Raw genomic sequence first — 15,559 nt, 5'->3', positions numbered from 1 at the left:
AATTTCCATATATAATTGTCCATTTCTTTCCAGATGTAAATTGACAATTTATATAGCATTATTTATTGAAGCTGATATATAAATGCCTTGTTTTCTAATTGAGTTATCCAAAACCAGTTTTACTACTACATCGTTACATGATCCATAATTGACTTGAAATTAGTCACTTTCAATCAGAAAAACAGTCCCCAAAAGGGAAAGATCACTTTTATCATAAGGCCCTGCGGAGGGCTCCTTATAAATCTGTAATATCTATGGGGATAAAAAAACTAGTTTTTAATAATAAAATATTCAAAAAAAGCAAAAACGTAAGTCCGCTTGAGAGAAGCGAAACGGACCACGTATCGTCGAGCCGCAACTCGACCGAAACGAATATCGTGTTCCCGAAGCGAAATTCGGGCTTAGTATCTACGGTTTTCCCTTGGCGTCCTGTGGTTAGGAAGACATTCTCTACAGTAAACTGGTCTTTCTGGATCAGGTTTGAAAGGCACTTCGGTTTCAGCACCGCAATCAGAACAGGTTGTCTTGTGCATTTCTCTGGGAGCGCCGAAATTAGAATTTCCTCTGAACATATTTCTGTCGTTAAAAGCCATTTTTGTTTCACCTTTGTTTTAGTTTTTGTTAATTGTTTAAAATAAGATTGTATAGAACTCTTTGTTTAAAATCAAAAATTGGTTTTTAACAACAGATGATTATACGGATCTTTATTTATCAACGTATGTACAAGAGGATTATAACATATAAATGTATCTATAAAAATGAGGTCACGCTTCCTCAAATGAGAAAATACCTTATGTCCAGGGCTTATGAGACAGATAAAAGTGACCAAGATATGGATTTAAGGCGTCTTTTGCAGACACCTTTATTTCAGTTACCTATCTATACTAGGCATCTTTATTCGATAATTCAAATCAGTACTTAATGTAGCCTTTCCGTTCAAGCCATTCGACCTGTGGCCTTGTATATTTCCAGGCAATATCGGCTTTGGAATCCTGAATTTCCCATGGGTTAGCGATAACAATATCGCCTTCACGAATCCACATTTTTTTATGTTTAGAACCCGGGATCCTACCCATTCGTACAACTCCGTCCATACACTGAAGTGTTACTCTTTTCGAACCAAGTAAACTCGCAACCTTTGCCAGGACTTCGTTTCTGTCCTTGCGAGGGGTTCGTACCCTGGATACTTCAGGTGTATCTCCTGAGTTTACTGATTTTGCGGATCCAAATCTCTTTTTTCTAATAGTGCTTCTGTAATTAGCCAGGTTAATTCCTCCTCGATAATCTTTGATTGATTTCTATATAAGTTGAGTTAAAAACTGATAAGTTGAAAATTAAATAATTAGCACCAATTATTATTCTCGATGCTGTTTTGTTCCTTCTTTTTCTTGCTTCACTAGTGGAAATAGGTAAAGAAAACAAAGAGAATAAACCAAAATAAACAAAAAGAAAAGATGAATCAGACGTTAATGAAGCTTAATTGCAAAATTAACATCTGATGTAGATTATCTTTAGAACTTCCTGTGATTTGGAAGACATTCCCTGCAGTATACTGGCCTGCCTTCAGTAGGTTTGAATGGTACTTCGGTTTCAACACCGCAGTCAGAACAGGTCACTTTTGTCATTTCCCTTGGTCCACTGTTACCGCGGAAACCTCCGGAATTTCCCCTGAAATTTCTGTTATTAAAAGCCATTTTCGTTTCACCTCCGCTTTAGCGGATAATCGTTAGTTTAAAAACAAGATTGTATAGACCCTTACATTAAAAAACAAAAATTGGTTTTTAATAACAGATTATACGTCTCTTTATTTTCAGTAACTACATTACATGGTCAAATTATATAAATGCATCTATACAAAAAGGAGCATACTCTTTCAAATGAGAGATGATTTTTAGACGTAGTTCCCAGAGAAATAACCAGATATTTTATTAATAGTTTCTGAAAGCAGGATTACTTAAAAACTTTCGCTCTAATTTGAAAGCAGCCCTCCAAAGGAAAAGATCAGTTTGATGAAAAAAGGCCCTGCAAAGTACTCTTTACAAATCCACAAAAAGTAGTTTTCAATAGTAGTTTTCAATTTATCTATTCTTATAAAACGTATTCGGGGAAGATTCCAGTAGACAGTCAGCAGGAAAAATATACTTTAACTGAAGTGAAATAAATAAAAAATATCTATATCGGATAACTATGAAAATTGCCGATACCGATATATATCAGAGGATATATATCGGAGATATTAAATTATGACACATACCGATACATCCCTGATTCAAGAAGAACTTCTTGCACGAATAAATGAAAAAATGAAACAGCTAAACTTCATGCGGCCCATCCCTGCAGATGCTTTATCAAGGCTACATGAAGAAATGAGGCTGGTTCATACCTATCACTCCAATGCAATAGAGGGAAATACACTGACGCTCCAGGAAACAAAACTTATTCTGGAGGAAGGGCTGACTATTGGCGGAAAATCGCTTAGAGAACATCTTGAAGCAAGCAACAACGCAAAAGCTTTTGACCGGATGGAAGAACTGGCAAAGAAAAAACATGCAATAGATCATGTTACAATTCAGGAAATCCATGAAATTGTAACTAGAAGCATACTAGAGGATGCCGGAAAGTACCGCACAAGAAACGTTAGAATAGCAGGTGCTGTAAAGACTCCACCTGATTGGTCGAAGATAGTTAAACTGATGGATGAACTTATTGAAAAGGTAGCTGAAAGCAAAAAACATCCAATTGAAACAGCTTCTTTCCTGCATCACAGGTTTGTTGAAATTCATCCCTTCAGTGACGGAAACGGCCGAGTGGCCCGGCTTCTCACAAATCTGTATTTGATGGCAAGATATTATCCTCCTGTCGTACTCAAAAAAGAGGATAGAGGAAAATATTACAAATCCCTTAGAGCCGCAGATTCTGGAAACTTGGGACCATTTGCCAATTTCATTGCAAAAGCCGTGGATGAAAACCTGACCCTATATCTTTCCATTTCAGGAGGAAATGACGAACTGCTGCCTCTAAAAGAGCTTGCCATCGAAACTCCTTATTCTCAAGAATATCTCAGCCTACGAGCTAGACAGGGGTTTCTAGATGCAGTAAAAATAGGGAAAACATGGTATAGCTCAAAACGTGCAGTTAAGAACTATCTATCTGAGCACGGAAAAAAGGATGTTTGATTTTTGTTTTTAATAAATGTATTCGGGGAAGATTTAAGCAGATTGCCGGCAGGGAAAATATATTTAAACTGACTTGACCATGCAGAAGATTTTTTTGTTTTTATTCTGTAGTCCAATTCCTGATGTTTTCCCTTGATCAAGAATTCGCTTGAAAAATATCGCTTGAAAAATATTGCTTGAATCAGAAAAATCCATCCCCAAAGGGAAAGATCACTTTCAGCAAAAAAGGCCCTGCGAAGGGCTCCTTTTAAATGTAAAAGGTAACGGGTTAAGAAAAAGATGTACCCCGAATTAGATTGATTTTAAAAAGTAGAAAAGAAATAAGTGTTGATGTAACTCAGTTAAACAAATAACACTTAGTATCTGTCTTCTCTGGGTTTTCTGTGCTTAGGAAGACATTCTCTGCAGTAAACAGGTCTGTCCGGGTCAGGTTTGAAAGGTACTTCGGTTTCAACACCGCAATCCGAACATCTTGTCTTGTACATTTCCCTGGGAGCGCCAAAGCCTCCACGGCTGCTGTCTTTTCCCCTGGAGGACCTTCCTCTGTCATTAAAAGCCATTTTGTTTCACCCTGATTTTGGTTGTTAGTTATTGCTGAAAAAATAAGATTGTATAAGACTCTTTAGTTAAAAACACAAATTGGTTTTTAACAACAGATGATTATACGTCTCTTTATTTTCAATACATAGTATTGCGTTTGAAATATATAAATTTGACTATATTAATGGAGTCACGTTTTATTAGATTAGGTGACAACACTTCTGAAGCTTCTAAAAATATACGTCGCCTGAAAAACCTACTACTATAATTCGGGAATGATCACTACAGGAAGAAATCTTATTGATAACTCTAAAACAGTCGCAGAATGAAATCGATAAAAAACTAACAAGCTCTGCAAAGTATTACTTCTCAGGCGAAGGGAGCTTCAAAGATTCTCAGTTCTCTGTTTTTACAAAAAGATTCGAGAAAGATTTCAGCAGACCGCCGGCAGGAAAAATATATTTTGGCTGAATTAAAAGTAAAAATTCAAGTTTCCATCCTTAGTAATTATAAATACCACTACAGCAGATTAATATGCGGGTTACTATAAAAAGCATTGAAAAAATAATTATTTTGGAAATGTTGGGGTAATAATATGAAAGGATTTGCAATGCTTGGAATTGGAAAAGTGGGCTGGATTGATGCTGAAAGACCTTCAGCAGGACCATATGATGCAATCGTGAGGCCTCTTGCGGTCGCGCCGTGTACATCAGATGTTCATACTGTCTGGGAAGGTGCGCTTGGAGACCGTAAAAACTTGATTTTGGGACACGAAGCTGTAGGTGTCATAGATGAAATCGGATCAGAGGTCAAAGACTTCAAACCAGGCGATAAAGTAATTGTCCCTGCAATTACACCTGACTGGCGATCCATGGCGGCACAGGATGGAGTACCTATGCACTCAAATGGAATGCTTGGTGGATGGAAATTTTCAAACTCCAAAAATGGAGTCTTTGCAGAATTTTTCCATGTAAATGATGCAGACATGAATTTAGCTCATCTTCCAAAAGGAATGCCCCGCGAACAAGCTGTCATGCTATCAGATATGGCAACTACTGGAATACAGGGTGCAGAAATGGCAAAAATTAAAACGGGCTCCACAGTTGCAGTCATAGGAATCGGTCCTGTTGGTCTGATGGCAGTGGCAGGTGCATCTATTCTTGGTGCTGGTAGGCTCTTTGCAGTAGGAAGTCGGAAAGCCTCTGTTGATCTTGCTCTGGAATACGGAGCATCTGAAATTATTAATTACAGGACTGGTGGACTTGTTGAACAGATTCTTGAAAAGACGGATGGAAAAGGTGTGGATTCTGTAATCATAGCAGGAGGAAATGAAAACACAATTTCAGATGCAGTAAAAATTGCAAAACCTGGAGGCACGGTGTCAAACATCAGCTATTACGGAACAGGAGACATACTTCCCATTCCACGTATTGCATGGGGGATGGGTATGTCTCAAAAAGACATACGTGGTGGTCTGACAAACGGAGGTCGTCTGAGAATGGAAAGAATGGCAGACCTATGTATCTACGGAAGAATAAAACCAGAAAAAATGGCCACCCACATATTCGAAGGATTCGATAAAATTGAAGAGGCTCTCATGCTCATGAAAGAAAAACCAAGAGATCTGATCAAACCTGTTGTTCTTCTGGATGAATAAGCGAGTCAAATACCTCTCCCTAAACTCTTCGCAAAGCTTAGAGTTTTGAGGAAGGGGTATTTTCAACTCATGGGATAAAAGTTAGAGTTAAAGTTCCTAAATTATAGGAATATAAAGATATCAGCCGATTTTGCGATCTTTTTTTAGGATATATATTAAGGAAATATGTTTCAATATTGTTTAATTATTATATATTTATATTAATAATAATGAGGTTTTATCTTCTGAGTAAATTCATTTTTTGAGCAGAAATGTAAAATCTAAAAGGAGCTCAATTATGCAGGCTTTCAGAGATCTTGATTATATGATACAGGATGATGTTGGAACTATAAGTGGAAACATAGGTTACTACCAGCAAACGTTTGCGGCAATTGAACAAGTTTGGGTTGAGCACAATGTTTGGGAAGATTTACTTGGAATGAGAATCCATATTGGGTTTAATACATACAATCTTAAGGACAAAAGTTGTGAAATTGCTGCATATTTCCACTATGGATCTGGTGAACCATTAAGGGATTTTAACCAGAAATACTGTACAGTTAGCGGTGAAGTTTCCACAGGCCATGAGTTTACCCCAATGTACGAGAGCACAAACTTTAGAGACGTTACCCTATTTTTGCCATACGACGAATTACATATGGCCCAGGGTGATTACAGTTTAAAATTCAATTTAATAATATGGATTAAGAACAAAGTATTAGCTCAGTCAGATTGGATATATTTTGACTATCATCAACACTAAGTTTTAAAATTGTCTCAGCCTGGTTTCAGCCTGGCCTGGTTTCAGCCTGTATAGAATTTGAAAATATCGTAAAGTGGTGGCAATAGTGTTTGGTTAACAAATTATAACGTTAATCAGAAGACAGCCCTCCAACAGTAAAGATCACTTCGAGCAAAAAGGCTCTTAGAAGGACTCCTTTTAAATCTTTACCTTTTAAATCTGGAAAAATTGCGGGTTTTTTGCTCTTTTGTAACTCGTATAAGGATAATGTGAATTTTAATTTTATAGCTGCATTTCATAAAACAAAATTTTAGACTGAAAGTTTTAGACTAAGAGGGTAGTTTTTATAAATCATGCACTGTCCGGCTTGAACAGAAAACAGAATATAGTCTAGACTCCTTGGCTCTACGGGAACCTAGAATTACAGATCTTCCGTGTTCGGTTAAATCGTGACTGGAACTCTCAGTCCCTCACGCCGTCGATCTCAACAAAGAGATGTCGTGGTCCGCGTAGAGTGGCACTTTGCCGATATGTAGGCGGTTCATTCATAAGCCTAGGGTTTTCGAGACGTCTTACAAGTTCTGTTAGTGCGATCTGCGTTTCCAACCTTGCAAGTGGGGCACCGTAACAATAATGGATGCCGCTGCCAAAGCCAAGGTGCATATTATCCCTCCGATCAGGGTCAAATTTATCGGGGTCGGGAAAGCGGGCAGAATCACGGTTTCCAGAAGCAAGCAGCAGGATCACAGGCGAGCCTTTCAAAATTGTAGTACCTCCAATATTAATATCGGCGAGAGCCACGCGGTTTGGCAGAATTTGGACGGGAGGCTCGTAACGTAGCAACTCCTCTACCAGGCGAATAACCAGATTTGGTTCGTGCTGCAACCGCTCAAGGACATCAGGGTGCCTCAAAAGTGTGAGCATCCCGTTGGTGATCAGATTCACTGTGGTCTCATGGCCGGCAATAAGCAACAAGCTTGCAGTGCTCACAATGTCTGCCTGGGACATCGGCCCATCGGGACCGTAGTCTATAACTAGTCCAGAAAGCAGATCGGAACCAGGCTTCTTTCGATGGCGCTCGATCAATGTCTCCATATAATTTTCGAGCTCCTTAAAGGTCTGACCAGACTGTTCTTGTCGCCGCTTCCGTTCCTCCGGGCTTTCCTGAGGATCCAGGTCAATTCCTTCGATAATAGCTTCTGATAAAGCATGAAGGTGTGGCTGATCCTCGTATGGTACCCCAAGCAGCTCACTGATCATCGTCACCGGGATTGGATAGGCGAAGTCCTCAACGATGTCAATCGACGCCTTGCCTTTCATAGTATCTATCTGCTGATTTGCAAGACGGATCAGCTGGGGTTCCATCTCAGCCACTCTTCCCGGCGTGTGCGGAGGGCCAAAAGGCCATGTAGCCTGCCGGCGCAGTCGATCGTGCTCAGGCGGATCTAGACCGATGAAGCTTGGAACTACTTCCGTTTCTGAACCTTGGTTGGGTGAGGATACTTCCGCCCCTGCTTCTTGTGCTTGATTTTCAGAAACAGGCTCCTGATTGATCTGACTGCCTGCGGGATTACGCTCGCGCACGGAACGCTTGCGGAAATCCGAACCGATCCGAGGATCATGGAGTAATGAGACGATCTCCCGGTAGGTGCTGACAACGTAGCTACCATCTGTCTGTCGTGTGATTGGTGTCTGGCGTAGCTGAGCATAGAGCGGATAGGGGTTGGCACGGTTGGCGTAGTCAAGAACTTGCTCATACAAGGATTGCTGTATCATAATCTGCCTCCTGTCATTTAGGCTGAAATCCTGGCGGCACATGCGGATCCTTCACTCTGGTGCTTGTAGACGATTCCTTAGGACGAAGTGTACTCGGGCCAGAACCGGCCTGAGTAGAGCTATGGGTGCGAGGCGGAAATCCAGCAGGAACTGGCCCATGCTCGGCTAGCCCATAAAGAGCATGAATTACAGGCGGAAACGGTGCACGGGCTTCGATCATTGCTTTGTAAGCAGGCAGCCAGCGGGCCATATTTACGGTGAGCGCTGCGACAATTCTACCCTTGTAGCCATAAACCGCAACTAACCTGCGCTCTGCGATCGAGCCCTGTGTGAACACAACCTCATCGGCAAAGCTTGGAAGGCCGACTGTCTTCAGGTTGACGCCAAACTGACGGGACCAGAAGGCAGGCAGAGTTTTGTATGCCCAGCGATCTGCCGGATTACATACCATGTTGTGTGCTGCCGTCCTAGCCTGCTCAACAGCGTTCCCCCAGTGCTCGACTGCCAGAAGTTCCCCCTCATAAAGCGGGTGAGGCCAGCGGGCTACGTCTCCGGCGACAAAAATATTGTCTGTAACCATTCCATTGGTATCGAAAGCACGACAAGCGGCATCACAAACTATCCCACGAGAGTCAAATACCAGCCCGGAATCACGCAACCATTCGACGTTTCGTACTGCTCCAAGAGCGACCACAGCCACATCGATGTCGAGTATATCACCATCTGAGAGGTAGGCACGGCGCAGCCTCCCGTTCTCATCTCCCTCCAGCGCCATAACCGTGACGTTGCAGCGTAGGTCGACTCCATAAGCGCGCTGGAGCTGGCCAGCAAGCGTACCCACGGCCGAACCGATAGCGCCGATGAGAGGTGTAGCGCTGCGTTCTGTGACCGTGACAACCAGATCCAGCTCTCTGCAGACTGAAGCAACCTCGGAGCCGGTGAAACCGCCGCCAATCACAAGCACCCGCTTTGGTCTATCGGCTAACCGAGCTCGTAGCTGGGCAGCATCATTGCGGGTGCGCAGCAGGTATACCCCATCAAGGGAAGCCTGTGCCGAATCTGGCCACGGCCGAGCGCGAGTCCCGGTGGCGATCAACAGACGGTCAAAACTAAACCGCATTCCGTCGGCAAGCTCGACTTTATGGTTTCTCAGATCAAGCCCTATGGCGGGCACATCAAGCAACCACTCGGCATGGAGATCAGCCCTCTGTGGCAGGGTTGTATGGTCTACTGGTAGCCAGCCTGTGAGGACAGTTTTAGACAGAGGAGGGCGATCATAGGGAACGTACGGTTCATCGCCTATCACAGTTAGTGTTCCTGAAAATCCCTCGGAACGTAGTGCCTCTGCAGCACTCAAGCCAGCCAGCGAGGCACCGACGATGACTATTCTTTGTATAGAGGAGACCATCTTCTCGGTATCACTGCTGCTCATCGTGACTTTCTCCCTGCTGCCCCAATTGTTTATCCAACCAGCAAATAGTGATCGCCTGTACCGGGCAAGCTGCAGCGGCCCTCTCTACCTGCACTCGTAGTGAATCATCTGGCGCATAATCATATTCTAGCGATTCTTCATCCTTCATCCAGAACACTGTCGGTGCGGCAAACACGCACTGAGCGTAGCTCTCACATCGGTTTAGGTCGACCACGATTCGAAGCATTGCGAAACCTCCAGTTCCAGAAACTTAAAGAGCAGCTTCAGATCTTTTCGATCTTCGGAGCATGCTATGCCTCCAGATTGTTTCGTACGGCGAAAATAGAATGATCAGACTGATCATGAGCCTACAGTGTATGTCTCCCACTGTCATTAACGCAATTGGAGCTTTCTTCGCCTTCTTCCCCCCCAAGGTTCATTCAAGAATTATAATTGCCAACTGCATAAATCTGCAAAAACAGGACTCTTTTTTGTTTATTTAGCCTGCTATCGATCCATTTATAGTTAAACAAATCGTCTTCTGCAACACCCTCTAGTAAGCGACTTCATAACCCCGTAATAATCAAAAATTTATCATTTCAGCGTTTGGAATCATTCTAATTGTACAACGCTTTCAATGTAACCCTGATAAACTAAAGAAGAGCCCGGGAAAAAACTTGTACGATAATAATTAGGGAATTTTTATATATTTAAGCATTTGGCTTGTTAAAAATCTATCTAGATCATTTTCAAAAGGCTAAAATAAGCAAAATATATCCTGCTATTTAGTTCAAATATTAACTTGGAAATCTTCTTTGGGGAAAAGTAAGACTGTTTATCTAATTAAAGGACAATTATTGGATTGAGCAATGCTGGTAGGTATTAGAGCTTTTGGGTAAGATATTTTTATCATTATTATTTTTAGAGGTAGAATGTAGGCAATACGTTTTAATCTGTTACCTGTGACCCGCGTCTCAACGATCATGTACATGCGAAGTCACAGAAAGAAGGGAAGAAATATCAGAAGCTCTTGCAGTTGCAATGTGTGTTAGTGCTGGATCACAAATAGCGTTGACTAAAAATAAGGTATGGGTAAGGAAATATTTGAGAAACGTAATAGAAGATAACTGTGATGTTGCTGCAAAGGTTTAAAGCCAACTTTTATCTTCGTTTAGTTTTTTGTGTAATAAGCATCGATTTAACCCGAGTCTGTATCTTCGTCCTTATTAAGTCTGTATTTTCGCTTATTTTTGCATCATTACCAGATACAGTTTTCTTGGAAGCTCTCCTTCTTCGAATTCTTCGACTTCAAGCCCCTTGTACCCTTTTGCTAGGCGCTCAACCTTTTCTCTACTGAAGAAGTGCACTATAAAACCGCCAGCAATCTCGTACAGATCTTCTCCTCTATGAATTCCAGTCTTATATTGTGCATCTCCAGTATGCCTGGCTGTGTAAATATTAAGCCCTCCTGGCTTTAGCACTCTTTTTATTTCACTAGTGAGGAATTCCAGTTCAGATGTCGTCAGTGCCATGCAGTAGAGCATATGGGAATAACAAGCGTCAAAAGTTTCATTTTCGAATGGGAGAGGATTTCTGACATCATGCTTTAGAGTAACTATAGAATCTGAAAGCCCCATGTTCCTGACTTTTTCCTCTACTGTCTTTAGTCCACCTTCAGTGTAATCAAGAGAATATATATGAAAGCCTTTACTGACAAAAAAACAAGTATCTCTGCCCTGACCACATCCCAATTCGAGGATTTTATTCTTTCCTTCTTTCTCAAGAATAGCTGCTGCTTTTCTAGCAGGATAACTCGGTTCATCTCCAAACCTAGAACATGTACTTCCAAACACCTTCTCCCAGTGAGGTTGTTGCATATTAATTACGTTTTTTTCCACACCAGCTTCGGTCTCAGTAATATCCCTATTTCCACCTTTCATTTGATTTACTTCCTTTTAGATTTAAAATACTATAACTAACAGAGATTTTAAATATATAATTTAGATAGATTTTATCTACAATAGCGTTGCGTTTTTTAGGTTACCCATAAACCCAAAGTTTAGTGCGAGGGTAGGATTCGAACCCAGGAAATCCTTTTCGATACCAGATCTTGAGTTCAGATCCTTTACGTATCTTCTTGCCGCAACTCCATAAAAAGCAAACGAGTTAGAATAATTGAGCAAAGACGAAAATAAAAGACAGGTCTAAACTTGGCGCGTTTGACCTAGCTGGGCAACTCTCGCATGTTGGTTAATCTACTTCTAAAAATATAATCCTCTATGTTATACTCTGAATAGTGAGAACTAAAATCAACGGTTTTTATATACTGAATTATTATAAAATTTCAGCTTTTTGGGATCAGATGTACCGATAACGTGTATCATTATCAGAATTATTAAGATTAGACAGGTATGTGTTTATGGCTGCTTATCCATCGAACAGTATAAATTAAAAGATGGTGTTAGTAAATTAAAAGAAATGATATTATGTGGGACTGAATATGCTTTCTTCCAATACTCTAAAGATCATTGTTGCTGGCGACGTTACTGTTGATTGGTATTATTGGCCAAGAGTTTCTAATTCAAAAATTGAAGATGAAACTATAAACTGGAAATTGTATGATGGATTGAACGTTTGCCCTAAAATTACAGGTCCAATTCTCATATCTAGAATGTTAAGTAAATGCTACCCAGATCGTGAAGTTGTTTCAATATTTGATCAAAAGCCCAAGCTTTTTGATGATTCAAAATCCGAATATTGGTGTTCGTTACAATTTCCTAATGAAGTTCTTCATGTGAATATAAAACTAGATCAGTTCCCAATTTCGGAATCGGATTTGGAAAATAAAGTATATAGAGTTAGGAATTATGGAGGAGTTATAACTCCTCCTTATCAACTATATCCGCCTGCTTTTGTTATACAAAACGATGACGAAGATGCTAAATTAGTTGTGATTCATGATATTGGAAATGGATTTCGTGATACAGAGAAAGTATGGCCAGATGCGATAAAAAAGGATAAAAACCCAATAATTATCTACTATATGAACATTCCTCTTTTTGAAGGGGAATTATGGAAGAAAGTACATAAAAATAAAAGATTAATCTTAGTTTTAAATGCAGAGGACTTAAGAAAATTGGGAGCAAATATAAGTCGCTCTATTTCATGGGAAAAAACTGCTCTTGAATTTGTATGGGAAGTAAATACAAACGAAAAGCTAAAGTGCATTAAGAATTTACCAAATGTAATTGTTCGCTTTGGTACTGAAGGAGTTATTCATTATTCTGGTAATCATGTGCAGAATAATTGTAGACGAGGGATCGAGAGTTCAAATTTGTATTTCGATGTATCTTCAATTGAAGAATCTTGGGATACTAAAAAGTTTGGTTCGATGAGAGGAAGTTCGGCAATTTTCATTTCCTCATTGACCTCTAACCTAATTTCTAAATTGATTAGTGAAGATAATCTTTCTGATGAAGCTCTAAAGGAAGGTATAAAAAAAGGTATAGGAGAAGGTTTGTTTAACTCGCAAGAATTTATAAAGAACGGGCATGGGAGTGTCAAGAAGAACCTTAAAAAAGTAATTTCTGAGAGTAATGAAAACACGTATGAAGCAAGATCAGTTGATAATGAAAACGACTCTAATCAAAAGAATAAAAGTAAAGGAAACGATTGCTCTGAACAGCTAGAACCCCCTAATATATTTGATCAAACTATTGAAAAATTATTTGGCTCTAGTCAAAAAAATGGAAGAGAACTTGATAATCGTTTCGAATGTATTGAGTTACCGAATATGGATTATTTTGAAGAGAGACATCCTATTTTTTGGAGTATTTTGGAAGAGAAAACAAAAGATAAAGAACAAAATTTATTAAATGTAGCTGAAAGAATTGTAATAGACGGATCATCTGCTCTTAAACATTTCCCTGTAGGATTTTTTGGGAAGCTAACTGCTGTAGATAGAGCAGAAATAGAAAGTTTTCGAAGTATAATGAGTATAATGAAAGAATATATTTACTCTGAAAAAAAGTCAAGGCCTTTATCAATTGCTGTTTTTGGGTATCCTGGATCTGGAAAATCCTTTGGAATAACAGAAGTTTCAAAAATTATTGATTCTGAAAACATACAGATTATAGGTTTTAATGTTTCACAGTTTACGTCTACAGCAGACTTAGCAAGTGCTTTTCATAGAGTTAGAGATATTTCACTAAATGGAAAAATTCCACTTGTATTTTTTGATGAATTTGATTGCACATTTGAAAATAGGCCTCTTGGATGGTTAAGATATTTTTTAGTACCTATGCAAGATGGAGAATTCATGGACCAAGGAAGTATGCATCCTATTGGGAGATCGATATTTGTTTTTGCAGGAGGAATTTATAAAGATTTTCAGCAGTTCTGCGAGAACATAGGTATTCGTTCTAATAAACAAAACGATCCAAGAGAAAATCTAACTTTTGCAACAGAAAAATCTTCTGCAGAAAAGTGCCCTGATTTTGTAAGTCGTTTAAGAGGTTACGTGAATATTCTTGGACCTAATAAAATAGATGAAAGTGACGGTGCGTACATAATTCGTCGAGCAATTATATTGCGCTCTTTAATTGAAGAAAAGGCCCCAAATATAATTGTAAAATGTGAGAAGGGACCTAAATACAGGGTAAATGGGACGGCGATAATTGATCCCAAATTATTAACAATTCTCCTGACAGTTCCAGAATATAAACATGGAGCACGTTCAATGGAAGCGATAATAGATATGAGTGTGCTTGGAAAGTACAAGTCTTGGCAAAAAGCTTCTTTACCCCCTAAGGACCAACTGGAACTTCATATTAATGGAACTGAGTCTATTGATCTTTTGGATAAAATTTAAGACATTCATATTTATTACGAGTTAGGCGATAGATGTTGAAATAAAGAATAGACGGCTTGGCCTCATAGTCATTGTTGAGATCTAATCTATAAACTATCTAATATTTAAGACATCCAATTTCTATTTTTATGAGTTCCACGATTTGAGATGAGAACTAAGTCGAGAAGGCTAAATAATAAAAGAAACAAAGAGAAAAATAGAGAGTACAATTTTTTATTGCTTACAGGAAAAAGGAATTGGTGCGAGAGGTTGGATTCGAACCCACGAACCGTTGACCGCTTGGTTACTCCCGCTTGTTGTCCTATTATTATATTAGTCTAAATATTATCTAGTCTTCCTGATAATATCTTGAGTATAGTGTCTTTAACATAGAACAATGAAAGTTTATCATTATTAAGCCACACGTTTTCTTTAGTAAAGAAGAGATTAAGCAGAAAATATTGGCATTAACCCCTTGAAGAAGCAAAAAAGTTGGGGGTAAAGCATAGCAGTACATTAAAGAAATTTAAAAGATGTGTAGATTGATATTCTTGATTTATATTCCCTTTCTCCCTTTCTTAAATAAGAAAATATAAAGGATAGGTAAAATACCAGCTGTATTTAAAATGAGTATAGCGATAAACCAGTATCTCTGAGATTCTCGTGCTGCCTTCCATAGAGCTATACCCTTCCAGAAAAACTCCCATAGTACCAGAATTAAAATCAGGACTGAAAGTTGTGGATTTGTTTGAAGCAATGAGAAAGAAGTGTCTACCATTTTCCTCTTTGAATACACGTTGTTTAAATTTAAATAGCTTTGCACTTATTAACATTACCATAAAGTATGATATGTGAAACTTGAGATAAAAGGAAAGTAAAATATCTGAAGTATGGCTAGAGGTCACTAGCGTAAAAGATGCTGGATAATCGGTGGCCTCAGCCGGATTTGTTGACGTGCTATTTTTTGATCTTGTGAACTGCAGGAGAAGAGATGCCTGCAGCCCGTATAAGATCTGTCTGGGGTATCAGTTCTCGATTGAGAAAGAGGTTACTTTTTTGAGAGATGATGCCCTTTTGCGGAAAATAAGAGATTGTGCGTATCGGGGAACATTTTTTGAATCGATCATCTGATACCTCAAAATTATAAATAAAACAAGTTTATTATATATTTATTGGATATATTCTACATAGTTTAATTTTAGCTATATATCCCTAATTTTATGGTGTTGATATGCGAGGTGAGACTATACTGAATAAAACATTTGCATGTTACACTGACAGATCGAATATCGGTAAGTAGACAGACTGTCGACAGGCTTAGTAATGCAAACAAATCCTTATGTATGAACTACATGAAGAACATATGTCATCCAGCTACTTAAAAATACGAGGCGGAATAAATATGATAAAAAGAAATCCTCTGTTCATT

The 15,559-nt window shown here is 39.3% G+C and carries 15 protein-coding genes; 6 read left to right on the top strand and 9 right to left on the bottom strand.

What is annotated here, in order from left to right; genetic code table 11:
- Positions 1 to 401: 401 nt before the first annotated feature.
- The 3 genes from BP549_RS13490 to BP549_RS13480 all read right to left on the bottom strand — a co-directional run bounded on the left by BP549_RS13490 (position 402) and on the right by BP549_RS13480 (position 1,694).
- Positions 402 to 593 carry a CxxC-x17-CxxC domain-containing protein gene (locus tag BP549_RS13490; RefSeq protein ID WP_095644336.1) on the bottom strand — a complete coding sequence of 64 codons (192 nt, stop codon included), beginning with the start codon at positions 591 to 593 and terminating at the stop codon, positions 402 to 404.
- Positions 594 to 911: 318 nt separating this feature from the next.
- Entirely contained in the window at positions 912 to 1,244 is a 333-nt protein-coding gene (gene eif1A / locus BP549_RS13485) for a translation initiation factor eIF-1A (protein WP_292373288.1), read from the bottom strand.
- Between the two features lie 267 nt (positions 1,245 to 1,511).
- Positions 1,512 to 1,694: a CxxC-x17-CxxC domain-containing protein gene (locus tag BP549_RS13480; RefSeq protein WP_292372932.1), complete on the bottom strand. Its 183-nt coding sequence runs from the start codon at positions 1,692 to 1,694 to the stop codon at positions 1,512 to 1,514.
- Positions 1,695 to 2,243: 549 nt separating this feature from the next.
- On the opposite strand from BP549_RS13480, the gene BP549_RS13475 reads away from it, so the two are divergent.
- Positions 2,244 to 3,176, top strand: coding sequence for a Fic family protein (locus BP549_RS13475; protein ID WP_292372934.1), 933 nt, complete (start codon positions 2,244 to 2,246; stop codon positions 3,174 to 3,176).
- Between the two features lie 356 nt (positions 3,177 to 3,532).
- Here the strand turns inward: BP549_RS13475 and BP549_RS13470 are convergent, their stop codons facing one another.
- Positions 3,533 to 3,736 carry a CxxC-x17-CxxC domain-containing protein gene (locus BP549_RS13470; protein ID WP_292381427.1) on the bottom strand — a complete coding sequence of 68 codons (204 nt, stop codon included), beginning with the start codon at positions 3,734 to 3,736 and terminating at the stop codon, positions 3,533 to 3,535.
- Positions 3,737 to 4,016: 280 nt separating this feature from the next.
- Between BP549_RS13470 and BP549_RS13465 the strand changes: the two genes are divergently transcribed.
- From BP549_RS13465 to BP549_RS13455, 3 genes are all read left to right on the top strand, one after another.
- Complete coding sequence (locus tag BP549_RS13465) at positions 4,017 to 4,187, top strand: hypothetical protein (protein WP_292381425.1); 171 nt, start codon at positions 4,017 to 4,019, stop codon at positions 4,185 to 4,187.
- A gap of 124 nt (positions 4,188 to 4,311) precedes the next feature.
- A complete protein-coding gene (locus BP549_RS13460) occupies positions 4,312 to 5,373 on the top strand; it encodes an NAD(P)-dependent alcohol dehydrogenase (RefSeq protein ID WP_292381423.1) in 1,062 nt (353 codons plus the stop codon).
- 277 nt (positions 5,374 to 5,650) lie between these two features.
- Complete coding sequence (locus BP549_RS13455; protein WP_292381420.1) at positions 5,651 to 6,115, top strand: hypothetical protein; 465 nt, start codon at positions 5,651 to 5,653, stop codon at positions 6,113 to 6,115.
- A 441-nt stretch (positions 6,116 to 6,556) separates the two neighbouring features.
- On the opposite strand, the gene BP549_RS13450 is transcribed toward BP549_RS13455, so the two are convergent.
- The 4 genes from BP549_RS13450 to BP549_RS13435 all read right to left on the bottom strand — a co-directional run bounded on the left by BP549_RS13450 (position 6,557) and on the right by BP549_RS13435 (position 11,221).
- Entirely contained in the window at positions 6,557 to 7,870 is a 1,314-nt protein-coding gene (locus BP549_RS13450) for a cytochrome P450 (protein WP_292381418.1), read from the bottom strand.
- Between the two features lie 13 nt (positions 7,871 to 7,883).
- Positions 7,884 to 9,278: an NAD(P)/FAD-dependent oxidoreductase gene (locus BP549_RS13445; RefSeq protein ID WP_292381539.1), complete on the bottom strand. Its 1,395-nt coding sequence runs from the start codon at positions 9,276 to 9,278 to the stop codon at positions 7,884 to 7,886.
- 10 nt (positions 9,279 to 9,288) lie between these two features.
- Positions 9,289 to 9,528: a ferredoxin gene (locus BP549_RS13440; protein WP_292381415.1), complete on the bottom strand. Its 240-nt coding sequence runs from the start codon at positions 9,526 to 9,528 to the stop codon at positions 9,289 to 9,291.
- A 997-nt stretch (positions 9,529 to 10,525) separates the two neighbouring features.
- Positions 10,526 to 11,221: a class I SAM-dependent methyltransferase gene (locus BP549_RS13435; protein WP_292381412.1), complete on the bottom strand. Its 696-nt coding sequence runs from the start codon at positions 11,219 to 11,221 to the stop codon at positions 10,526 to 10,528.
- Positions 11,222 to 11,769: 548 nt separating this feature from the next.
- Here BP549_RS13435 and BP549_RS13430 point away from each other — a divergent pair.
- Entirely contained in the window at positions 11,770 to 14,151 is a 2,382-nt protein-coding gene (locus BP549_RS13430) for a hypothetical protein (RefSeq protein ID WP_292381411.1), read from the top strand.
- A 535-nt stretch (positions 14,152 to 14,686) separates the two neighbouring features.
- Here BP549_RS13430 and BP549_RS15905 read toward each other — a convergent pair.
- Complete coding sequence (locus tag BP549_RS15905; protein WP_394339083.1) at positions 14,687 to 14,908, bottom strand: DUF5652 family protein; 222 nt, start codon at positions 14,906 to 14,908, stop codon at positions 14,687 to 14,689.
- A gap of 152 nt (positions 14,909 to 15,060) precedes the next feature.
- Here BP549_RS15905 and BP549_RS13425 point away from each other — a divergent pair, with 152 nt between their 5' ends.
- The gene (locus BP549_RS13425; RefSeq protein ID WP_292372949.1) at positions 15,061 to 15,261 is read left to right on the top strand and encodes a hypothetical protein; all 201 of its coding nucleotides are present in this window, start codon (positions 15,061 to 15,063) and stop codon (positions 15,259 to 15,261) included.
- Positions 15,262 to 15,559: the final 298 nt, after the last annotated feature.

Origin of the sequence: Methanosarcina sp. UBA289 (assembly GCA_002496565.1) — an archaeon.
In the GTDB taxonomy this organism is placed as follows: Archaea; Halobacteriota; Methanosarcinia; order Methanosarcinales; family Methanosarcinaceae; genus Methanosarcina.
Note: the sequence above shows the minus strand (reverse complement) of the source record. Positions and strands in the feature narration are given on the sequence as shown.